We start from the raw sequence: 20,711 nt of genomic DNA, 5'->3' as shown, positions 1-20,711 counted from the left end.
GCGCGTCCATCAAGCCTACTCGCGACAATGATATTCGTCGCCAATGATGAATCGCTCGTATGCCTCGGAGGTTATCCATATCCCATCACTCTCATAGGACATCGTGCTGTCATCATTAGGAATGTGGACATAAGTGAATTCGCAGTGTTCGTGCGATCCGTCGTCAGGAAGAGCCTTCTTCGTCCAAACTCGACTTGAATCCCGCGAAAGTTCCCACGCGCTTTGCGACCACCACGGCCGAAAAACATAGCTTTGGCCGATGATTTGCTCGACCGGCATTCCCTGCTCGTAAGTGCGAAATGTCCAAACGTCTGCATCAACGCCCACAAGCTTATGAAGTGGAAACGCCTTCACTCGTTCGGTCTCCAGATCGTATAGCGCTGCTGGAGCATGAGCTTGGTTATAAGGCCGAAGTGAACCAGCGACTACGGTTACAACGTCTTTGCCGTCGGGAAACTGCTCTCGCACAATCACGCGTGGTGCTACAAATGGTTTTGGCTTTGACATTCTCGTACCTACCCAGAAGGGAGCGATGGCTCCTTGCGCAAATGTCAGCATCATGTCCGCACCGGCTCGAATGCAGGCCTTACATAGGTTCCCTTACAACCAGCCTCACGTTTGCCATCTGAGCGAAATTCAAGATGCCAACTTCGTCTTGCTTGCTCACTTCGTTTCGTGCGAAATACCAAGCCAATCGGGGCGTTATATAAAGAAAGCACGTCTTACCCGTGAGCTTGACGCGCTTTATCCCTGACCAAGGAATTCGCGTCACCATGTCGCCACTCTTCAAAGTCGCACTATCGGCATCAAACAAAAAGACTGGTTGACCAAGCGCGTGATACCAGCGTGTGATCTTCCATGCCTGCATGGCAAGCACAAACGGGATCATCAGAGCCACCCAGGCCAGCCCTGCAACGGCGGTGACCCATGGTGACCCCGCGTCATAGAAAAGATATGCCATGAATGCTGCCAAGCCAACCGTGGCCACGTACCCAGTGGGTGCACCAAACCAGAGCTGTAAAACGACAACGAAGCTTTGTAGGAATGTCCGTCTTGCAGAGACCGTTATGACTTCATCCATCGACTTCCCCTGATTACTTATGCTGAAGATGTCTGGTTTGGGTTGTGGGCGAAAGCGGACCTGGCCAGCGTGATTAGATCGGGACCGAGGAGGTCACGGTGAGCTTTCGGCCGTGCGGAAATCAACGGTCATGAAATGCTTCGGCACACCATGCCCGGCTGGCCTGCCCTTGAGGAAGATCATCTCTGCGGCGTCGGCTTTCAGATAAGCGTTAAGAAAACCCAGGGTGTAGCGCGCGACCCACGCATAACTCACATTGACGTCGTCCCTGTCATAGTCTTCCATCTGATTCTCAGCGAACTTCTCATCGCTATTGGCGCGCTGATACATCGAGGCAAACTCGGGGTGGGACATGCCCAGCATGTGGATCGTCCATAGATCTCCATGTGTCCACGCATTGAGCACGCTTGGACCCTGGTTATCTGCCGTGGCATAGCGGTTCCAATCCTCCAGCGACAGGTATCCCCGGGTAAAGAACAACAGCGGGATGGTCATTCGCTCAGGATGAATGATTCCGGAGTTCTTTATCAGGCCGGGGTAGTAGCGCATGCTCCCATCCAGCGCGACGAGCGCCTTGATCCGGCTGTCGCGACTGGCAGCATAGAGGTTGGATATGCCGCCCCAGCTCCACCCGGCGACCGCGACCCTGGCCATGTCGACATCGGGAAGCGTCTTCGCGTAGCTGACCAGGAACGATATGTCAGTGGCTTCCGCATCGATATCGTCGAGGTTGTCGTCTGCATCCCGCGTCGATTTGCCAAGGGACGGACTGGCGATAACGACATAGCCATGACTGGCGAGGTACTCGCAGAGATCCGCATTGTCCCACGCGACGGACGATTGGCCCGGTGCGTAAACGACGAGTGGAAAGCGTCCGTCGGCCATGGGCGCATCACGCCTTGCCCAAAGCTGCGCGTTCGCTGTCGCGGCTACCTTCGATACCCACTTGTTATTTTCGTCAGGTTGATCGAAGTGGATTTCCGTTCTGGCAAGTTGTGCGTAGTCGCCGACGGTCATCGCCTTGCCGCTATTGCCGGACGCGGGATACCAGACCAAGGTTTGAACCGGACGCGGACCGGCGACGGCGGCCTTGAGGTTGTCCGTGAGGCGCAGGGGGAATTTCCTGGATCGGTCGTACTGATTTACGACTTTCAATCCGACAGCATAAGGTCCGGGCTTCTCCAGGAACTGGAACCCCGTTGGCTGCGTCTGCGCCAGGGCCGAAGAGAACGGCATGAACAGTGCTGTCAACATGGCCAGGGCCATGGCCAGGACTGGGTACGAAGCGCCGCGCCTCTCCATCATTATTCCCCTTCCTGTTCATTGCCCGCGCCCTGGAGGCTAGCGCGACTGGCATTGACTAAAGAATGTGCCGTTGGTCATCGCCCATGCGACAGAAGAAAACTCCGAAGGCACGTCGCCGGGTTGACCTGGTTCTCAATATCGAAGGAATAGCTCTGCAACACTTCGTGGACCCGCACGAGCCGTTGCCCCCATCCCCACCCCTGAAGACGGCGCCATGCGTGCACGTTTCCAAGCCGGATCACCGCCCACGGTCCGGCCATGGACCGGTGGGGCAGACGTAGCCTCCATCCCCTTCGTGGGTATCAAAGAGGAGCGCTTGTGATCATGAGCCTGATGATCAAGTCCAAGCTGATCGCGCATCGGTTGAGTCGTTTCCCGACAATCCTTGCCGGCCGAGTCGGCGTCATACGCATACGCGTTCAGACGGTGCTGGCCGCGGCCAGCCTGATGGCCCTGGCTGTCGTCTTTCCTTCGACGGCAGCGGTACCCGCCCAGTCGTCCAGTCCGCACGTCGACGGCCCGACAGCGGTTGCCCGCGCCCGGGTGGCAGCGGACGTCCTGATGAGTTCCTACGACCCCGACAAGGCCTGGTTTCCATCCAGCTGGTGGAACTCGGCGGTCGCCCTGCAGACCATCGGCGACTATATGCAACGTACCGGAGACCGCCGTTATCTCGGTCAACTGGACAACACCTTCGAGAAAGACAAAGGCGTGTTCCCAGGCGGCGTGTTGTCGGGTGATCCCCTGCTGGGGAATTTCACCAGCCGTGCCATCGACGACTCCGAATGGTGGGGCCTGACCTGGGTGCAGGCCTATGACCTCACCCGCGATCCGAAGTATCTGGACATGGCGGTGACCATCGCCAATTACGTGAACGGCTACTGGGACACCAGCACCTGCGGCGGTGGCGTCTGGTGGAATGCCGAGCGTACCTACAAGAACGCCGTCACCAACGGATTGTGGATCCGGCTCACCGCCGAATTGCACAACCGGATCCATGGCGACAAAGTGTGGCTGGCCCGGTCCCGCACGGCCTGGTCGTGGTTCACGGGCAGCGGCATGATCAATGCCGACGGTCTGGTCAACGACGGCCTCACCGATGCCTGCACCAACAACGGCCAGACGGTGTGGAGCTACAACCAGGGCGTGGCGATCGGCGGTGGCCTGGAACTGTGGCGCGCTACCAAGGATCCAGCCATCCTGGCGACCGTGCGCCGCCTGGCGGACGCCGCGATTGGTCCAAATGCATTGGTTACCAACGGTATCCTGACCGAAAACTGTGACGCCCTGGACCAGACCTGCGACGACAATGGAAAGCAGTTCAAGGGTATCTTCATGCGCTACTGGACGGATCTCGTCGACACAACCCACGATCGCAAGTACGCGGCGTTCCTCGACCAACAAGCGACAAGCATCTGGAGTGACGACCGCGATGCCGCCGGCCGACTCGGCACGCGATGGTCCGGGGCCACAAGCGACGACCACCCCAATGTGTTCGACTGGCGCACCCAGGCCAGCGCGCTCAGTGCACTGATCGGCGAAGTCCCGACCTTCCCTCCGCTGGAGTCGCTGGCCGCGACCATGTCCCCGGCACAACCGGTGATCATGCCGGCGGCATCCGGTGCCACGTCCATTGCCATCGATCTTGGCGTCTCGGCCACCGGGTTCTTCCCACTGGCGGCGCTTGCCACCATCGACGCCCCTGACGGCTGGAACGCCTCGCCGCGAGCCAGCCTGGTGCGCCTGCAACCGCACGGCAACGCGAACCCGGTCAGCACCACGGTTCCGCTGAAGATCAGCGTGCCGAGCCAGGCGACGGATGGGCACCACATGGTCACGGCGAAGCTCGCGGGGTTGGGTCTTGGCTTCACGACCCAGGCCGATGTATTGGTCGCCCACGAGATCGACTTCGACACCGGCACCGTCAACGAGAACCCGTGGCTGTTCGATCCCGACGGCTCGCAGAGCAACGGCGTGCAGAACCGCTTCGCCGACGGCAATGCACACTTCACCTATCGGTTCCCCTTCCCGGCCGATACCACTGCAGCGCACGTCACCCTGACCATCGACGCCGAGTTCCTGGTGCAGGTAAGCGTGGACAACGAGCACTGGACGACCGTGCTGCAAGAGGACCAACCGGTGACCGATGGCTCGAACAAGGCCGACCGCAGCGTCGACCTCACGCCTTACCTTGGCACCGCCACCGATGGTTCGAAGCCGGTTTACCTGAAGGTGTCCGATAACTTCCCCAACGACGGCTGGGGCGGGCGTGTGTATCACGTCACTGCGAATATCGTCGAATAGCCTGACCGATGCTTCCGTCCCCGGTACCTCGGGGACGGAAGCCATCCGGTTTTTTGTTCGGCGCTTCAACCGCGCGACACGCCGCGAACTTCATACAGGCAGGACTAAAGGCAGGGTGTCCATTGGCACTACTCTGCGAACCAACGGCTACCTAGCCTTCATTCCATCTGCCAGTAATGAAGGATACGGAATGTCCAGGGAGCTTGAGTTTGGAAGGCGGAGATTTCTTGGCTCTGCCATGACAGTCGGCGCCGCCGCCATGGCTGCCTCACTGGGTTCATTCAGGGCCGGGGCTCAAACATCCAACGTATCGTGGCCAGTCTGGACGGTCAGCGATGGGCAGCGTTCCCTGTATCTCGTTGCCGAAACGCCGCCACGCCAGGCTGACTGGCACGACGGGCGAATCCAGGGGCTGCTTGGCCAGTGCTCGCATCTCTGGACGGAGACGAATCAGATTATGCCGGCCGATATGCCTGCATTGATCGACCACTGGGGCATCACTGCAGGGCACCCTTACACCGCGTCCTTGAACGAGGTTGATCGACGGCGGCTCGGCGAGGCCGCGGCTTATTGCAAGACTGATCTAACGCCCTATGCGCAATACCGGCCGTGGGTGGTGGCAGCCACGTTGGAAGATGCCTACTACGCGGCCGCAGGGCAGATCGGCCTCTCGGCTGATCGCGTACTGTCCGCGCAAGCAGAAAAGCAAAAGCTTGCACGCTCCAGTGAATTCCCAACCAAGGCTGACGTCATCACCTGGTTCGGCGGTATGAGCCGAGAGCAAGATGTACAGTTTCTTCGATACACCCTTGACGAAGTAGTCGCTGGGCCGGCGGCCGGTGCCAGGATTTATGACGCGTGGGCTCGAGGTGATATGCACGCTGCAACAGCCGAGGTCCAGCGCGCATCGCGCGCCTATCCTGATTTGATCCAGCGACTGACCTTTGCCAGGAACCTTGCGTGGATGCCACGCTTTAAAGCCATCCTTTCGTCTTCGACAAAAGCCATGGTGGTTGTCGGCCTGTATCACATGGTGGGACCGGAGGGCATTTTAGCCTTGGCGCCCAGTCACGGGTTTTCGGTGCGGAGGGTGTGATCTTTCGTCGATGCAGCATGCCGATCACTGGGCCACGTCGCGCGTCCCCGGATGATGCGTCCCAAACCGCTCTACCATCGACGCGCTGGCTTCATTCAATCCCACCACCTCCACCACCTCACCATGCCGCCGCAACTTGTGCACGATGGTATCCAGCGCCCCAATCGCCGTGACATCCCAGAAGTGCGCACCGCTCAGGTCAATCCGCACATTGGCCGGCACATCCTGGTAATCGATGGCATCAACAAGGCTATTTGACGAAGCAAAGAAGACCTGCCCCGTCACGTAATACGTCAGCGCTTCACCCTCAACCGATCGCTCCAGTCGAACGCCAAACATCTTCGCCACCTTCCCCGCGAAGAAAATTCCACTCAGCAACACGCCGATCAAGACACCCTTGGACAGATCGCGCGTAGCCACCACCACGATCACCGTTGCCAGCATCACCAGGTTCGACTGCCATGGATGCGACCGGATGTTCTTGAACGACGACCAATGGAACGTGCTGATGGACACCATGATCATCACGGCCACGAGCGCAGCCATCGGGATCCGGCTTACCCAGTCGCCCGCTACCACGATCAGGAATAACAGGAAGCATCCGGCGAACAGCGTCGACAACCGCGTACGCCCGCCGGCGGTCACGTTGATCACGGACTGCCCGATCATCGCGCAGCCACCCATGCCGCCCAGGAACCCGGTGATGAAGTTCGCCGCTCCCTGGCCCACGCATTCGCGGCTCTTGTTGCTGGGCGTATCGGTCATGTCGTCCACGATCTGCGCCGTCAGCAGCGACTCCAGCAGGCCGACCGCTGCCAGGGCCAACGAGTACGGGAAGATGATCTGCAAGGTTTCCCAGGTAAAGGGCACCTGAGGCAGCGCGAACACGGGAAGGCTCGAAGGCAGGTGGCCCATGTCGCCGACTGTGCGCAACCTTATTCCCGCCATGAGGGTAAACGCCGTCAGCAGGACGATGCTCACCAGGGCGGAAGGCACGCGTTTGGTCAGCAGTGGGAACAGATAGATCACCGCCAGCCCCGCGGCCACCATGGCATACATGTTCCAGCCGGCGCCCACGAACTGCGGCAGCTGGGCCATGAAGATCAGGATGGCCAGGGCATTGACGAAGCCTGTCATCACCGACCGGGACACGAACTTCATCACCAGCCCCAGCTTCGCCACCCCGGCGATCACCTGCAGCACACCCATCAGCACCGTGGCCGCGAATAGGTACTGGATGCCATGCTCGCGGACCAGCGGCCCCATCAGCACGGCGGTGGACGCCGTCGCCGCCGAGATCATGGCCCGGCGGCCGCCCAGGATCGCCGTCACCGCGGCGATGGAAAAAGAGGCATAGAGCCCGATCTTCGGGTCGACGCCGGCGACGATGGAAAAACCAATGGCCTCGGGGATCAACGCCAGCGCCACCAGGGCGCCCGACAGCAATTCGGTAGGCACGTTGGTGAGCCAATCGTGGCGAAAGTTACGGATATTCCTCATGCTTGAAAGCCGATTGAATCCGCAGGCACAGCCGCGCCATGGCGCGCCGCTTGGTGGGCAGGGCAGTTGTGTGTGCGGGGTTTCCGGGGGATAGGCGCCCGGACGAGCCACTCGGCAAGGCCGAGTCCATGGATGGCGGTATGGTCGCTTGTTCTTAGGGTCCGATCAACAGCCCAAACTCGAGAGGCGCTGAAAGATTCCTATGGAATTCCCCGGCGCGGGGATCGTTAGCCAGCTTCCTTCGCCGCCCGCTCGGCGCACTGCGCGGCATGTGCCTGCATGATCGCCCCGAGTAACCCCGGGAACCGCTGCTCCACTTCCTGGCAGCGCGAGGTATTGCGCATTTCCACCCCGTGCCGCTCGCTTCGGACCAGGCCGGCTTCCCTGAGCATCCGGAAATGCTGGGAAAGCGTGGACTTGGGGATCTCCTTGTCCTGCATCTGGATGAAATTCGAGCAGGTACGCGCGCTGTCCGAGGCCGCCAGGCTCGCAAAGATCGCGGCGCGGACGGGGTCGGACAGGACATGGAGGATGCCCTCGACGGTGATGTCCTCGATGGCGGGGTGGACTAGCGGCCTCATGATTTCATTTTACCACCCCTTGAAGTCTTGTTTATTGGTTCCAATGTCGTGAACTAAGAAACTTCACCGTTTGTTTCTAAACCTCACAACTAAGGCATCCCTCATGAGCAAGCTAGAAGGCAAAGTCGCCATCGTCACCGGCGCATCCAAGGGTATCGGCGCGGGTATTGCCAAGGCGCTGGGCGCCGCCGGCGCGTCCGTCGTGGTGAACTACGCCTCCAGCAAGGCCGGGGCTGACAAGGTAGTCGACGCTATCGTCGCCGCCGGCGGAAAGGCCGTGGCCGTGCAGGGCGATGTGTCCAAGGCTGCCGATGCCAAGGGTATCGTCGATGCCGCCATCAAGGCCTATGGCAAGCTGGATGTGCTGGTAAATAATTCTGGCGTATACGAATTTGCCAGCCTCGAGGACTTCACCGAGGAGCATTTCCACAAGCAGTTCAATGTGAATGTACTGGGTCTGCTGCTGGTCACACAGGCGGCCGCCAAGCACCTGGGCGAAGGTGGCAGCATCATCAATATCGGCTCGGTCGTCAGCCGTATCACGCCGCCGGGCAGCTCTGCCTATACCGGCACCAAGGGCGCTGTGGACGCTATTACCGGTGTGCTGTCGCGCGAGCTTGGCCCCCGCCAGATCCGTGTGAACGCGCTTAACCCGGGCATGGTGGAAACCGAGGGCACCCACACCGCCGGCTTTATCGGCTCGGATTTCCAGCTCGACGCCGTATCCAAGACTCCGCTGGGTCGCGTGGGCCAGCCTGCAGATATCGCAGGAATCGCCGTGTTCCTGGCCTCGGACGAGTCTGCGTGGCTTACCGGCGAGCAGCTGTTGGCCGGCGGCGGCGTCCGCTAAACCCGGGTTTCCCCCGGAGGGAATAAACCATCGACATGCATGCCATCGTGCATGTCGATTTCCCACCGGCCCGTTCGACATCATGGGTAGAACCCCTGTCGAACGAGGAAACCCAAGCGATGGCCCTGGAGCTCTATGCCCACCCCTTCTCGTCGTACTCGCAGAAGGTGCTGACAGCCCTTTACGAGAACGACACCCCGTTCCAGTGGCGCCTTCTCGCCCCTGAGCAACCCGACATCTACAAGACATTCGTCGGCTTCTGGCCGATGAAGCGCTTTCCCGTGCTGGTGGAGGATGGCCACATCGTGCCGGAAGCCAGCACCATCATCGAATACCTGGGCATCCATCACCCTGGCCCGGTAACGCTGCTGCCGCGCGATCCCGCCGCCGCGCTCGAAGTACGTTCGATGGATCGCTTCTTCGACAATTATATTTCCACGCCGCAGCAGAAGATCGTCTACGACAGCCTCCGCCCCGAGGGCAAGAAGGATGCGGCCGGCCTGGCCGATGCGCGCGAAATGCTGGAAACGGCCTATGCGTGGCTGGACAAAACGATGGCCACGCGCGAGTGGGCGGCGGGCGATACATTCAGCCTTGCCGATTGCGGCGCCGCGCCGTTCCTGTTCTATGCCGACTGGTCGCATCGCATCGACACGAAGTTTGCCCATGTGATCGCTTACCGCAAGCGGCTGCTGGCGCGGCCGTCATTCGCGCGGGCGGTGGACGAAGCGCGTCCCTATCGCCATTTCTTCCCGCTCGGTGCGCCTGATCGCGACTGAAGCTGACCTTTAGGAGAACTGCCATGAACGATGCTGCATCCCTCGCGCCCGCTTCAGAGCTTGCCCAGCGCAACGGCGTGACCTTCCCCAACGAAAGCGCCGACTACCGCGCGGCTCGCACCGCCCTGCTGGCCAAGGAAATCGAGTTGCGCCGGCAGATCGAGCGTGTCGCCGCGCAACGCCGCAGCTTGCCTGTCGGCGGTGAAGTAAAGGGCGACTACCGTTTCGAAGGCGAAGAAGGTCCCGTGGATTTCGCCGGCCTCTTCGGCGACAAGCAGACCCTGGTGATCTACAGCTACATGTTCGGCCCGCAGCGCGAGCGTCCCTGCCCGATGTGTACTTCACTACTGAGCGCCTGGAACGGCGAAGCCAACGACATCGGGCAGCGCGTGGCGCTGGCAGTGGTGGCGCGCTCGCCGCTGGCGAAGTTACTCGCCTACAAGGCCGAACGCGGCTGGCGAGATCTCAAGCTCTACTCCGACCTCAACCAGGCATTCAGCCGCGACTACCACGCCATCGCTGAAGACGGCAGCGACATGCCGGGCTTCAACGTGTTCACGCGGCGCGACGGCACCGTTCGCCACTTCTGGAGCGAAGAGATGGGACCGACCACCGCGGACCCGGGACAGGATCCGCGCGGCGCACCCGATCCGATGCCGATCTGGTCGATCCTGGACGCCACGCCGGACGGACGCGGTACCGGCTGGTATCCGAAGCTGCAGTACTAACCACTGCCAAGGTAAGGACAACGCTCGAAACCGTAGAGGTCACGCCACTGATTTTTCTACGCAATATTCTGCCGCCAATCGCCATCGTCCCGGGCCGTCGACTTGCGTCGTGCCAACGCCACCAGCAGTGCGCGAAGCGCCGCGGGCTTGGCGGGCTTGTGCAACAGCGGATAGCCGAGCGCACGGGCTCGCTGCAACAACTGTGGACTATTGTTCGCCGTGATCAGCGCGGCCGGCGGAAGGTTTGGCATGACCTTGCCGAAGCGCTCAAGTACATCCAGCCCATCGGCATGGTCATCGAGGTGGAAGTCCGCGAGGATCAGATCGACCGCCTCAGTACGCAGGATGGCCTCGGCGTCCACTTCATTTTCCGCGGTCAGGCAGGTAACCCCCCAGCGTCCCAGCAACGCGCGCATGCCTTCCAGGATGACCGCGTCGTTGTCCAGGCAAAGCACACGCAATGGCAATTGTTCGCCGCCGGGCAGGGTCATCGGACGCTCCCGCTTGGGCGCCACGTGCGCGGTGCGAGGCACCGTCACGCTGAAGCAGCTGCCTGTACCGGCTTCGGAGTGCAGGTCCAGCCGGTGCCCGAGGATGTTCGAAATTCGCTCGCAGATGGAAAGCCCCAGCCCCAGGCCCTTCTCCCCCCACGGTGAGGGGCGGTCCAGTCGCTGGAACTCACCGAAGATACGCGCCTGCTGGTCCAGCGCGATGCCCGGCCCGGTATCCCATACCTCGATGCGCACTTCGCCGCCGCTTCGTCGCGCACCCATGAGCACGCGGCCACGCCGTGTGTATCGCAATGCATTGGAAAGGAAATTCTGCACGATCCGGCGAAGGAGCTGCGGGTCGCTGCGCACCGATAACGTGGTGGGTACCACGTCGAAGGCGATGCCGCGCTGCTCGGCCACGACGGCAAATTGCGGTTTCAGGGAATTGAACAGATCCGTCAGCGAGAACGCGCTGACGTCGGGCCGGTAGCTGCCGGCGTCAAGGCGCGACACATCGAGCAGGGCGTCGAGCAGATCTTCCGCGGCGCGGAACGAGGCATCGATGCGTTCGGCCAGCTGCGCGCTCTCCTCGTCGAGCTTCGGGTACTGGCGCAGTGCGGAGGTAAACAGCCTCGCCGCATTCAGCGGTTGCAGCAGATCGTGGCTCGCCGCGGCCAGGAAGCGCGTCTTCGAGGCATTGGCAGCTTCCGCATCAAGGCGCGCCTTGGCGGTGTCAGCCAGTGCCTCGGAGAGTTCGGCCGTGCGCAGGTCCACGCGTTGCTCGAGGGTCTCGTTGGCCTCGATCAGCGCCTGCTCGGCGTGTTTGTACGCGGTGACATCGGTATAGGTGGTGACATAACCACCGCCAGGCAGCGCGCGGCCACGCATTTCGATCACCGTGCCGTCGGGACGTATACGCTGGAACAGGTGCGGCGAGCCCGCCCTCATGTAGCCGATGCGCTTGGCGACATGTTGCTCCACTTCGCCGGCGCCGCATTCGCCGTGTTCGGCGTTCCATCGGATCAGGTCGCTCACGGGCAGGCCCACATACACCATGCCCTCGGGGTAATCGAACAACTCCACGTAGCGACGGTTCCACGCCACCAGGCGCATATGGACGTCCACCACGCTGATGCCCTGCGATACGTTTTCAAGCGTGGTGGAAAGGAGCTCCCGGTTGAAGCGCAATTCCTGGGACGCTTCATCCATCAGCGCCATCGCCTCGGCGATGTCCAGGCCCGTGCCCGACAACGCGCTGATAAGGATGCGCCGCGCGCTGGCTGCGCCTACCGCGCCGGCCAGAAGACGCTCGGTGAACTGGATCAGCGCGCGGTCGGCCGATTGACCGGGCTGCAATTCCTTACCGCGGCGCATGCCGTACTCGGCGAAGGCGCGTTCGGTGCTGCGTTCGCCCACGATGCGGCCGGCAATGGCGAACAGGTCGCGCACAGCCACGCGACCGCGCCAGTCGCCGGCACCGGTGGTCACGCCGGCCAATGGATCGACGAACAAGGCGGCATGCAGGCGTTCCTCGATGCCCGGGCGCACGCGCAGGGAAATGAACACCAGCGCGCCCACGTTCATCAGCAACGACCAGAACGTGCCATGCGTGACCGGATCCCAGCCAGTGAGGTGGAAGAGGCCTGTGGGCCGCAGCCACTCCAGCTTCAACGGCCCTTCCTGCAACCATGCCTGCGGCAACCAGCCCGAGCGGATCATCGCCGGCATCAGCAGGGTGTAAGCCCAGGTGGCGAAGCCTGCAAGCAGGCCCACGTAGACACCTATCCGGCTTGCACCGCGCCAGTACAGGCCCGAGACGATCGCCGGGGCGAACTGCGCTACGGCAGCGAAGGCAAGCAGTCCCGTGGCGGCAAGGTTTTCATCACCGGCGAGCAGGCGGTAGTAGGCGTAGGCGCCGGCGGCCAGCAGCACGATGGCCACGCGTCGCACGCGAAGCACGATGTACGACAGGTCGTTGCGATGCTCCAGTCCCAGGCGATGGATGCGCAGCAGCGCGGGCATCACCAGGTCGTTACTGATCATCGTCGACAGTGCCACCGCTGCCACGATCACCATGCCGGTGGCTGCGGAGAACCCGCCGACGAAGGCAAGCAACGCCATGCTGTCGTTGCCCAGGGCCAGTGGCAGGTTAAGCACCCATGCGTCGGCCGATCCACCGCGCACCGCAGGCAGGTTTGTACCTGCGGCGACGATCGGCAACACGGCAAGGCTGATCAGCGCCATGTAGGCCGGGAATGTCCAACGCGCGCGGCGCAGGTCCTGTGGGTCTTCGCATTCCACGACGCCAATATGGAACTGCCGGGGGAGGCAGAACATCGCGCAGAAGGCCAGCAGGGTTTGCGCAATGAACCCCGTGGGCAGGCCTTGCCTGAGCTCGTTGGCGGCCGGCGCGAAGGTAGCAGCCAGGCCGGGGCCATGCATCCATGCATAGACGCCGATGGCGATGAATGCCACCAGCTTCACCAGCGACTCCACCGCCACCGCCAGCATCATGCCGTGGTGATGTTCGGAGGCATCGATGCTTCGCGTGCCGAACAGGATGGCGAAGGTGGCCAGCAGGATCGCACACCACATGGCGCTGTCGCCCATCAATGGGATCGCCGCACGCGGGTGACCTGCAGTGAGCACGTGGAATGACATCGCCACGGCTTTGAACTGCAGGGCGATGTACGGGATGATCGCCACCACCGCGATGATCGCCACCAGCGCCGCCAGACCGTGCGACTTGCCGAAGCGTGCGGCGATGAAGTCGGCGATCGACGTGATGTTGCGCTCGCGCGATACCAGCACCAGGCGCTGCATCAGTCCGAAGCCCATCACCAGCAACAAAAGTGGGCCAAGGTAAATCGGAAGGTAGGCCAGGCCATCGCGCGCCGCGGTGCCCACGGCGCCATAGAACGTCCACGACGAGCAATAGACGGCAAGCGCCAGGCTGTAGACGATCGGGCGCAGCCGGGGCTGCCGCGGGTACAGCGGCCGGCGATCGCCTGCGTAGGCCACGGCGAACAGCAGGCCCACGTACACCAATGCCAGCAACAGCAGGTAACCGCCTGCAATCACATCGTGCCCCCGGGATTCATGCAGCCATTCTAGGCACAAGTTGCCCCGCCCTTCGCCATGGCGGTTACCGGACGTTACCATCGGTGGATGATTGTGCCTTCCCGCCTGCCCCATCTTGCCGACGACGAGATCCACCTGTGGCCGATGCGCCTGGCGTCGTGCAACGAGAACGCCGGACATGCCGTGCTGCCCTGGCTGGGTGCCTACCTGGGCGTGTCGCCGGCTGACTTGCGCCTGGGTCACGGCCCTTTCGGCAAGCCGGCACTTGAAGGTGAGCACTCCCGGTTGTCCTTCAGCTGGTCGCACACCGGCGAGGTAGCCCTGCTTGGCGTGGCCTGGGAACTGCCGGAGCTGGGTGTGGACATCGAACGCGACCGCCCCCGGCCGCGCCTTCTGGACATTGCCGGGCGCTACTTCGCCGTCGGTGAAACTGCCTGGCTGGCAGCGCAGCCACCGGAGGATCGGCAAGCCGCCTTCCTGCGCCTGTGGACGGCCAAGGAAGCGGTTTTGAAGGCCCATGGCCAGGGCCTTTCGTACGGGCTTCACCGGGTGGGTTTTACCTGGAGCGGCGGCCCGGCGGCCAGCGGTTTCGAGGGTGAACTGGCACCGGCATCGCGATGGAGCCTGGCGGAGCCGGCGATCGGACCGGGCCTGCATGCGCACGTGGCGTGGTCCGATGCGCAGCGTGCGCGGCGCGTGCTGCTACCCGGTGGCGGGGAACCTCTGGCGCGCATGCCGGTCTGATGCTTTGTTGCCAGTCGTGGAAGGGCGCCACACGGACGTGGCGCGTTATGCTCCGTAACAGTCACTGGCGCACGCCTCGCGGCCTGCGCCTTTCTTGTTCATGGACCTGCGATGACCTTCCTTAGCGTCAACCTCAACAAGATCGCCGTGCTGCGCAATTCGCGCGGCGGCAACGAACCGGATCTGGCTACTGCCGCGCATACATGTCTGGACGCCGGATGCGACGGCCTGACCGTGCATCCGCGTCCGGACCAGCGGCACATACGTCCCACCGATGTGCATCTACTGGCCGCCCTGCTGCGCGGCCGCGGTGAATACAACATCGAGGGCAACCCGTTTGCTCCCGCGCGTGGGGAATATCCCGGCTTGCTGGAACTGGCACGTGAAACGCGACCGACGCAGGTGACCCTGGTGCCCGATGGCGATGGCCAGATCACGTCCGACCATGGCTTCGACCTCACGCGGGATTGCGACATGCTCGCGCCCCTGGTGGCGCAGTTCCGCGAACTGGGCTGCCGGGTTAGCCTGTTCGTCGATGCCGGCGGCGAAGGGTTTGCCGAGGCGGCACGCATCGGCGTGCAGCGTGTGGAAATCTACACCGGCCCCTATGCCGAGGCTTTCGCCGCCGGCAAGGCGAAACAAGCACTGGAGCTTTGCGCCGAAACCGCGCGCAAGGCGCAACAGGCGGGGCTGGCGGTGAATGCGGGGCACGACCTCAGCCTGGACAACGTCGGCACCTTCAAGGCTGCGATCCCCGGTCTTGCCGAAGTATCGATCGGGCACGCGTTGATCACCGAGTCACTGTATTCGGGCATGGCGAACGTGGTGCGCCGCTACCTGCAGATCCTGCATTAGGCCTACGGCTTCACGCATAAAAAAACCCCCGCGCAAGGCGGGGGTTTTCCAAAGGGTAGTGCATTGAAACGGTGTTATTGACCGCCACCGGTGTTGACGAAACCGATCTTCACCAGACCCTGGCCCTTCGCGTCGGAAAGAACCTTGGCGACCGCCTCGTACTGGGCGTTGTCGTCGGCGTCGATCTGCAGCTCCGGCTGGTTCGTCTGCTGGGCAACCACCGCGATCTGGGCCTTCAAACCGGCCTCGTCGACGGGGGTGTCGTTCCAGAAGAGCGAGCCATCCTGCTTGATCTGCAGGTGGATCGGATCCGGCGGGGTGACATCCGGCGGAGGATTGTTGCTCGGCTGCGGAAGATCGATCCTGACCTTATGGGAAAGGATCGGCGCGGTGATCATGAAGATGATCAGGAGCACCAGCATGATGTCCACGAACGGAGTCACGTTGATCTCCGAGTTGAGCTCGTCGCCGCCGCCTCCGAGCTTCATCGCAAGAAGTGCCGCTTGATGATGTTGAGGTAGTCCTGCTCGAACATGTCCATCTCGGACCGCAGGACGCGGATGCGGCGCGTGAAGAAGTTGTAGGCCATCACGGCGGGGATCGCGGCGATCAGGCCGATCGCCGTTGCGAACAGCGCCTCGGCGATGTGCGGGCCGATCTTCTGGAGCGACGCGGCGCCGCCGTTGCCGGGATCCTTCATGTCCTGGAACGCGAACAGGATGCCCATGACGGTGCCGAACAGGCCGATGAACGGGCCGGCCGAGCCCGTCGTCGCGAGGAATGGCGTCATCGACTCGAGCTTCGTGGTCTCGACGGTCTGCGCTCGCCGCAGCGCGCGCTCGATGTTGGCGAGGTTGCCTTCGCGGTCGTCCTTGAGCGCGTCGTCGGACGCGAGCTTCGCGAGCTCGGTGTAGCCGGCCACGAACATCTGCGAGATCGGGCTGTTGCGCAGCGCCTGGGCCTGCTTGTAGATCTGCTCGATGTCGCGCGAGCGCCAGAACGAGTCGGTAAATTTCGCCGACTCGGCGGCCGCGCGGCGGATGTACAGCGCCTTGTAGATGATGATGTACAGGCCCACCACGAACATCAGGGCGAGCAGGATCATCACGCACTTGACGATCCAGTGGGACCTGTCGAACAGCTCTGGAATATCCAGCGACGTGGCGAGGGCGTACGCCGTATGTTTCGACAAAACCCCTGGCATAATGAGTGCCTCGGCGATAGCACGCGCCATGCGACCCGGTCAAATCACCCTGGCATGCCTCTCGGTCGCGACGCTTAGTCAGAGCGTGGCATGCAGCACCGTGGACGGCGGTGCGGTGGAGCTCTCGTGGCGGCTGCGTCCGGAGCCGGGAGACGTGGCGGTCACCAATCCATGCGATCCGTTCGTGTGCTGCGAACCGGGCGAGCCGGGGACCAACCCGATCGATCGGATCGAGCTGTCCTGGGACGTGGATGGCGACGTCGGATCTGCAAGCTGGTCCTGTGATGACGGCAACGGCGTGACCTTGTTCAACGTGCCTCCCGGGCAGGCCCTGCTGAGCGTGGTGCCGGTCTGCCAGGAGGGCCACGCGGCGGACCCGAGCACGTTCGTGGCCCCGGCGCCGGAGCTGCGCGCGGTCAACGTCGGCGACACGGTCAGCCTGGGCGCGGTGGAGCTGCTGCTGCGGATCGCGTCGTGCGGGAGCGCGGGCAGCGATGGGAGCGCGCAAGCGTGCATCTGCGGGGACTAGCGATCGGCGTCGTGCTGGCGGGGTGTGGCGGCGGCCATCCTGCGCCGGCACCCGCGGCGGGCTCCGATCTCGCCGCGCAGGCCGAGGCCGCCTACAACGCCCCCGATCTGACGAGGTCGTTCCCGCTCGCGAAGCAGGCCTGCGACGCGAACAGCGCGTTCGGCTGCACGCTGCTCGGGTTGCACTATCAGGACGCGCGCGGCGCGCCGTGGGATCACCCGGCGGCCGTCGCGGCGTACGAGAAGGCGTGCGCTCTCGGCGATGGCACCGGTTGCTTCAACCTCGAGAGCATGTACCGCGGCGGCCACGGCGTGACCGTCGACAACAAGATCGCCGACGAGCTGCACGCGAAGGCCCGCGCGAAGTGGCAAGCGCAGTGCGACGGCGGCGAGCCGCGGCGCTGCGTGAACGTCGCGTACCTGGTGTCGACCGACGGTCCTCCGACCGCCGACAGCCGCGCGCGCGTCTACGCGCTCGACAAGCAGGCCTGCGACGCGGGCGATCCGGAAGGTTGCGGTGTGCTGCCGCGCGCCGCGCTCGAGGCCGGCAAACTGACCGCGGCCGAGTACGTCGCGCAGTCCGACGCGCAGTGCACCAAGGGCATCGCCGACGCGTGCCTGGAGCTCGGCGCCACGCTGAAGGCCGGCGACGGCGAGCGCGGCGTCGCGCAGGACGCGATGCGCGGCACCGGGCTGCTCCACCGGGCGTGCTCGCTCGGCAGCCCGGCCGGCTGCTACTGGGCCGAGGAGTACGAGGCGGCGTGCGATCGCGGCTATGCGCAGGGCTGCGCCGCGATGGCCGCGAAGGAGGTCGACCAGGCGCGCGCGGCCGAGCTCGCGAAGCGCGGGTGCCAGGGCGGCGACGCCGCCTCGTGCGAGCTGATCGCCCGCGACTACCGCCTGGGGCACGGCGTCACCCACGACGATGCGACCGCGATCACATGGGCGCGCGAGGCGTGCTCGATGGGCCGCCCCGCGATGTGCGGCATCCTGATGATGAAGGGCCTCGAGCTGCCCGTGCCCCCCGAGGCGCTGCCCGCGCTGTACAAGTCCGCGTGTGACTCGGGCGTTTCGCCCGCGTGTTCGCATGTGTCGAAGTAGCGAGTCGTAGCTATGGGGCCCGCGATTTGGCATCGTACGCAGCCGTGAAGTCCCTCGCTCTGCTGCCCCTGGTCCTCACTGCGTGCGTCGTGCAGAACGGAGGCAACGGGCTCAACAGCGGCGACGCCGTGGTGTCCGTGACGTGGAGCCTGCGCAACGTCGCCGGCGCCGAGCAGACCTGCCCGGACGGCATCACGGTCGCGCAGGTCATCGCGCAGCCGGTCGATTCGCTCGAGGGCACGCCCGAAGGCGCCCCGCTCGTCACGCTGTTCGACTGCAGCGCGAAGAGCGGCACGATCCAGCTCGACCCGGCGTCGTACCTGATCTCGGTGCGCCTCGAGAGCGCGGACGGCGACATGATCTACGCGAGCTCGACGCCATCGAACATCCTCGACCTGAGCGCGATCGACACCAGCGAGACGTTCGACATCTACACCGACGGCGGCTACCTGTCGCTCAGCTGGGACCTCATCGGCCAGACCGGCGGCATCCTCGACTGCGCGGGGGCCGGCGTCAGCGACATCCGCATCGTGCTCACGCCGAAGAGCGGCAGCGGCAGCGCGACCTCGACGCAGCCGATCAACTGCCCGACGTTCGGCGGCACGACCAACGTGGTCCCGGCCGGCGACTACTCGCTCGCGATCAACGCCGAGGCGAACGGCACGACGGTCGGCACGTTCGCGGTGGCGGATTCGATGGTCCTGGCCCCGAACGAGGTCGATGGCCTCGGCGAGATCGAGATCCCGATCGCAGGTAAGTAGAACCGCGCTAAGGTGAGCGCATGAGCGTGCGCGGTCGTCTCGGCCTCGGGCCGAGCCAGTTCCGGATCACTCCGGCCGCGATGTTCTTCGCGCTCGGCGAGCTCGGCTTGTCGCTCGTGTGGTTGCTCGCGCCGGAAGAGGCGCGCACCACGATGGTCGAGTGGGTGAGCGCGTCGCCGAGCACGGTGTTCGAGCGCGGCCACGTGTGGACGCTCGCGACCAGCCCGTTCCTCGAGCCGAACTTCCTCGGGATCATCCTGCACATGGTGGTGCTGTGGTCGTTCGTGCCGACGCTCGAGCGGTTCTGGGGCACCACGCGGTTCGTCCGGTTCGTCGCGATCACGTCCCTCGTCGGCACGGTCGTCGGCACGCTGATGGGCCACTTCGTGACGGGCATGGACGTGCCGATCACCGGCCTGAACGCGTTCATCGACGCCTCGCTCGTCGCGTTTGGCATCACGTACGCGCGCCAGCCGGTGCAGTTCTTCGGCGTGCTGCCGCTGACCGGCCGCCAGCTGATGTACGGGTTCATCGGCTTCCTGGTGCTGTCGACGGTGCTGCAGCAGGCGTGGGAGACCGGCGCGGCGAGCGCGGCGGCGATGGCCACAGCGGCGCTCATGACCTCCAAGTGGAGCCCGATGCTGGCGTGGAAGCGCCGCAAGATCGCCAAGGCGCGGGCGAAGCTGTCGGTGATGCAGGGCGGCGTGACCGGCCCCACGAAGCCGAAACCGAAGAAGCCCGACGAGCGTTTCTTGAACTGACGCCCGGGTCGTCTGATAGGGTCGGCTCCCATGCGAGCCGCCCTTGTTGGCCTGATCTTCGTCGCAGCTGTCTCCGCTGCTTGCGGTCCCAGCCATGGCCCTGGTGCGGGCGATGACGTCAATGAGGGCCTCGTCTCGATCGACGTGAACCCGCCGAACCAGACGCTCACGTACGCCGGCACGCCCGCGACAGTCGCGTACACCGCGACCGGCCACTTCAGCGACGGCTCGACGAGGGTAATCGACCCGGGGGACGTCGCGTTCTCGCTCGACGCGGACGGCGAGACGCTCGGCACGATCACCAACGGCACGTTCACCGCGCTCGGCACGGCCGCCGGCAAGGGCGGCGTCGAGGCCACGGTCGGCACGATCGTCGGCTCGACGTCCGTGATGGTCGTCGTGCACACGACGCAGTTCGGCAGCGGCGTGGACCCCGCCGCCGGCAGCAACTTCGGCGCGGATCCGATCGCGACGGGCGGCGCGGGCGAGCAGACGATCGACTACCCGCTCGACGGCGCGGTGATGCCGTCGTCCGTCAAGGCACCGCACGTCATGTGGGAAGGCCCGTCGGCGGCGGCCGACCTCGTGCGCGTGCGCTGGACCGCCGGCGCCGCGACGCTCGACACGATCCTCGCCGTCGCCGATCCCGCGACGTTCACCGCGGATCTGCAGCCGTCCGACGCCGACTGGCAGACGCTGCTCGCCAGCGCGCAGGGCGAGCCGATCTCTGTCGAGGTCGACCACTGGGACGCGACGAACGGCCCGACCGGCGGCACCGCCGTCAGCGTGAAGATCGTGACCGCCGATGTCGTCGGCGCGATCTACTACTGGGACCTCTCGCAGGGCCGCATGCAGCGCATCGACGAGAACGGCCGCGCGCTCGCGATCCCGAACCCGCCGACGAGCATCAACGGCAGCGCCGAGGCCGGCGACCAGTGCGTCGCGTGTCACTCGATCAGCC

General features: G+C 64.0%; 20 protein-coding genes and 1 other annotated feature. Of the genes, 12 read left to right on the top strand and 8 right to left on the bottom strand.

What is annotated here, in order from left to right; all coding sequences use genetic code 11:
- Positions 1-15 precede the first annotated feature (15 nt).
- From VGM61_RS06590 to VGM61_RS06580, 3 genes are all read right to left on the bottom strand, one after another.
- Positions 16-561, bottom strand: a complete 546-nt coding sequence (locus VGM61_RS06590; RefSeq protein WP_331521951.1) for a hypothetical protein — start codon at positions 559-561, stop codon at positions 16-18.
- A gap of 25 nt (positions 562-586) precedes the next feature.
- Positions 587-1,081 carry a YcxB family protein gene (locus tag VGM61_RS06585; protein WP_331521950.1) on the bottom strand — a complete coding sequence of 165 codons (495 nt, stop codon included), beginning with the start codon at positions 1,079-1,081 and terminating at the stop codon, positions 587-589.
- A gap of 93 nt (positions 1,082-1,174) precedes the next feature.
- On the bottom strand, positions 1,175-2,347 hold the full coding sequence (locus VGM61_RS06580) for an alpha/beta hydrolase family protein (RefSeq protein WP_331521949.1): 1,173 nt from the start codon (positions 2,345-2,347) through the stop codon (positions 1,175-1,177).
- A 363-nt stretch (positions 2,348-2,710) separates the two neighbouring features.
- Between VGM61_RS06580 and VGM61_RS06575 the strand changes: the two genes are divergently transcribed.
- Positions 2,711-4,690 carry a glycoside hydrolase family 76 protein gene (locus VGM61_RS06575; protein ID WP_331521948.1) on the top strand — a complete coding sequence of 660 codons (1,980 nt, stop codon included), beginning with the start codon at positions 2,711-2,713 and terminating at the stop codon, positions 4,688-4,690.
- A 238-nt stretch (positions 4,691-4,928) separates the two neighbouring features.
- Positions 4,929-5,786 (top strand): TraB/GumN family protein, encoded by an 858-nt coding sequence (locus VGM61_RS06570; RefSeq protein ID WP_331521947.1) that lies wholly within the window; start codon positions 4,929-4,931, stop codon positions 5,784-5,786.
- Between the two features lie 24 nt (positions 5,787-5,810).
- On the opposite strand, the gene VGM61_RS06565 is transcribed toward VGM61_RS06570, so the two are convergent.
- Positions 5,811-7,286, bottom strand: a complete 1,476-nt coding sequence (locus VGM61_RS06565) for a SulP family inorganic anion transporter (protein ID WP_331521946.1) — start codon at positions 7,284-7,286, stop codon at positions 5,811-5,813.
- A 77-nt stretch (positions 7,287-7,363) separates the two neighbouring features.
- Positions 7,364-7,417, bottom strand: a sequence feature (sul1 is cis-regulatory element that is thought to sense ions involved in sulfur or methionine metabolism; They are found in Alphaproteobacteria).
- Positions 7,418-7,513: 96 nt separating this feature from the next.
- A complete protein-coding gene (locus tag VGM61_RS06560) occupies positions 7,514-7,867 on the bottom strand; it encodes a helix-turn-helix domain-containing protein (protein ID WP_331521945.1) in 354 nt (117 codons plus the stop codon).
- A gap of 103 nt (positions 7,868-7,970) precedes the next feature.
- Here VGM61_RS06560 and VGM61_RS06555 point away from each other — a divergent pair, with 103 nt between their 5' ends.
- The 3 genes from VGM61_RS06555 (at position 7,971) to VGM61_RS06545 (ending at position 10,224) form a co-directional block, all read left to right on the top strand.
- Positions 7,971-8,717 (top strand): glucose 1-dehydrogenase, encoded by a 747-nt coding sequence (locus tag VGM61_RS06555; protein ID WP_331521944.1) that lies wholly within the window; start codon positions 7,971-7,973, stop codon positions 8,715-8,717.
- 119 nt (positions 8,718-8,836) lie between these two features.
- A complete protein-coding gene (locus tag VGM61_RS06550; protein WP_331521995.1) occupies positions 8,837-9,496 on the top strand; it encodes a glutathione S-transferase family protein in 660 nt (219 codons plus the stop codon).
- Between the two features lie 23 nt (positions 9,497-9,519).
- Positions 9,520-10,224 (top strand): DUF899 family protein, encoded by a 705-nt coding sequence (locus tag VGM61_RS06545; protein ID WP_331521943.1) that lies wholly within the window; start codon positions 9,520-9,522, stop codon positions 10,222-10,224.
- Positions 10,225-10,280: 56 nt separating this feature from the next.
- Here VGM61_RS06545 and VGM61_RS06540 read toward each other — a convergent pair whose 3' ends face one another.
- Positions 10,281-13,796: a PAS domain-containing hybrid sensor histidine kinase/response regulator gene (locus VGM61_RS06540; RefSeq protein ID WP_331521942.1), complete on the bottom strand. Its 3,516-nt coding sequence runs from the start codon at positions 13,794-13,796 to the stop codon at positions 10,281-10,283.
- An 87-nt stretch (positions 13,797-13,883) separates the two neighbouring features.
- Between VGM61_RS06540 and VGM61_RS06535 the strand changes: the two genes are divergently transcribed.
- Together VGM61_RS06535 and VGM61_RS06530 are read left to right on the top strand one after the other, a co-directional pair.
- Complete coding sequence (locus tag VGM61_RS06535) at positions 13,884-14,540, top strand: 4'-phosphopantetheinyl transferase family protein (RefSeq protein WP_331521941.1); 657 nt, start codon at positions 13,884-13,886, stop codon at positions 14,538-14,540.
- A gap of 111 nt (positions 14,541-14,651) precedes the next feature.
- Positions 14,652-15,395: a pyridoxine 5'-phosphate synthase gene (locus VGM61_RS06530; RefSeq protein ID WP_331521940.1), complete on the top strand. Its 744-nt coding sequence runs from the start codon at positions 14,652-14,654 to the stop codon at positions 15,393-15,395.
- Positions 15,396-15,469: 74 nt separating this feature from the next.
- On the opposite strand, the gene VGM61_RS06525 is transcribed toward VGM61_RS06530, so the two are convergent.
- Both VGM61_RS06525 and VGM61_RS06520 read right to left on the bottom strand, forming a co-directional pair.
- A complete protein-coding gene (locus VGM61_RS06525; protein WP_331521939.1) occupies positions 15,470-15,883 on the bottom strand; it encodes a biopolymer transporter ExbD in 414 nt (137 codons plus the stop codon).
- Positions 15,880-16,629 carry a MotA/TolQ/ExbB proton channel family protein gene (locus tag VGM61_RS06520; protein ID WP_331521938.1) on the bottom strand — a complete coding sequence of 250 codons (750 nt, stop codon included), beginning with the start codon at positions 16,627-16,629 and terminating at the stop codon, positions 15,880-15,882. Before VGM61_RS06520 ends, VGM61_RS06525 begins: the two co-directional genes overlap by 4 nt.
- A gap of 124 nt (positions 16,630-16,753) precedes the next feature.
- Between VGM61_RS06520 and VGM61_RS06515 the strand changes: the two genes are divergently transcribed.
- The 5 genes from VGM61_RS06515 to VGM61_RS06495 all read left to right on the top strand — a co-directional run.
- Entirely contained in the window at positions 16,754-17,128 is a 375-nt protein-coding gene (locus VGM61_RS06515; protein WP_331521937.1) for a hypothetical protein, read from the top strand.
- Entirely contained in the window at positions 17,110-18,228 is a 1,119-nt protein-coding gene (locus VGM61_RS06510) for a tetratricopeptide repeat protein (RefSeq protein ID WP_331521936.1), read from the top strand. Before VGM61_RS06515 ends, VGM61_RS06510 begins: the two co-directional genes overlap by 19 nt.
- Positions 18,229-18,272: 44 nt before the next feature.
- Positions 18,273-18,989: a hypothetical protein gene (locus VGM61_RS06505; RefSeq protein ID WP_331521935.1), complete on the top strand. Its 717-nt coding sequence runs from the start codon at positions 18,273-18,275 to the stop codon at positions 18,987-18,989.
- Positions 18,990-19,009: 20 nt separating this feature from the next.
- Positions 19,010-19,750: a rhomboid family intramembrane serine protease gene (locus VGM61_RS06500; RefSeq protein WP_331521934.1), complete on the top strand. Its 741-nt coding sequence runs from the start codon at positions 19,010-19,012 to the stop codon at positions 19,748-19,750.
- Between the two features lie 30 nt (positions 19,751-19,780).
- A partial coding sequence (locus VGM61_RS06495; protein ID WP_331521933.1) for a hypothetical protein occupies positions 19,781-20,711 on the top strand: 931 nt, incomplete at its 3' end.

This window comes from Pinirhizobacter sp. (assembly GCF_036499745.1).
Classification (GTDB): domain Bacteria; phylum Pseudomonadota; class Gammaproteobacteria; order Xanthomonadales; family Rhodanobacteraceae; genus Pinirhizobacter.
Note: the sequence above shows the minus strand (reverse complement) of the source record. Positions and strands in the feature narration are given on the sequence as shown.

Bases quoted from the DNA above. Each gene is read 5' to 3' on its own strand.
- VGM61_RS06570 (WP_331521947.1), top strand. From the start codon at position 4,929: ATGACAGTCGGCGCCGCCGCCATGGCTGCCTCACTGGGTTCATTCAGG.
- VGM61_RS06520 (WP_331521938.1), bottom strand. From the start codon at position 16,629: ATGGCGCGTGCTATCGCCGAGGCACTCATTATGCCAGGGGTTTTGTCG.
- VGM61_RS06590 (WP_331521951.1), bottom strand. From the start codon at position 561: ATGATGCTGACATTTGCGCAAGGAGCCATCGCTCCCTTCTGGGTAGGT.
- VGM61_RS06500 (WP_331521934.1), top strand. From the start codon at position 19,010: ATGAGCGTGCGCGGTCGTCTCGGCCTCGGGCCGAGCCAGTTCCGGATC.
- VGM61_RS06535 (WP_331521941.1), top strand. From the start codon at position 13,884: ATGATTGTGCCTTCCCGCCTGCCCCATCTTGCCGACGACGAGATCCAC.
- VGM61_RS06585 (WP_331521950.1), bottom strand. From the start codon at position 1,081: ATGGATGAAGTCATAACGGTCTCTGCAAGACGGACATTCCTACAAAGC.
- VGM61_RS06565 (WP_331521946.1), bottom strand. From the start codon at position 7,286: ATGAGGAATATCCGTAACTTTCGCCACGATTGGCTCACCAACGTGCCT.
- VGM61_RS06550 (WP_331521995.1), top strand. From the start codon at position 8,837: ATGGCCCTGGAGCTCTATGCCCACCCCTTCTCGTCGTACTCGCAGAAG.
- VGM61_RS06560 (WP_331521945.1), bottom strand. From the start codon at position 7,867: ATGAGGCCGCTAGTCCACCCCGCCATCGAGGACATCACCGTCGAGGGC.
- VGM61_RS06530 (WP_331521940.1), top strand. From the start codon at position 14,652: ATGACCTTCCTTAGCGTCAACCTCAACAAGATCGCCGTGCTGCGCAAT.
- VGM61_RS06525 (WP_331521939.1), bottom strand. From the start codon at position 15,883: ATGAAGCTCGGAGGCGGCGGCGACGAGCTCAACTCGGAGATCAACGTG.
- VGM61_RS06575 (WP_331521948.1), top strand. From the start codon at position 2,711: ATGAGCCTGATGATCAAGTCCAAGCTGATCGCGCATCGGTTGAGTCGT.
- VGM61_RS06580 (WP_331521949.1), bottom strand. From the start codon at position 2,347: ATGGCCCTGGCCATGTTGACAGCACTGTTCATGCCGTTCTCTTCGGCC.
- VGM61_RS06545 (WP_331521943.1), top strand. From the start codon at position 9,520: ATGAACGATGCTGCATCCCTCGCGCCCGCTTCAGAGCTTGCCCAGCGC.
- VGM61_RS06555 (WP_331521944.1), top strand. From the start codon at position 7,971: ATGAGCAAGCTAGAAGGCAAAGTCGCCATCGTCACCGGCGCATCCAAG.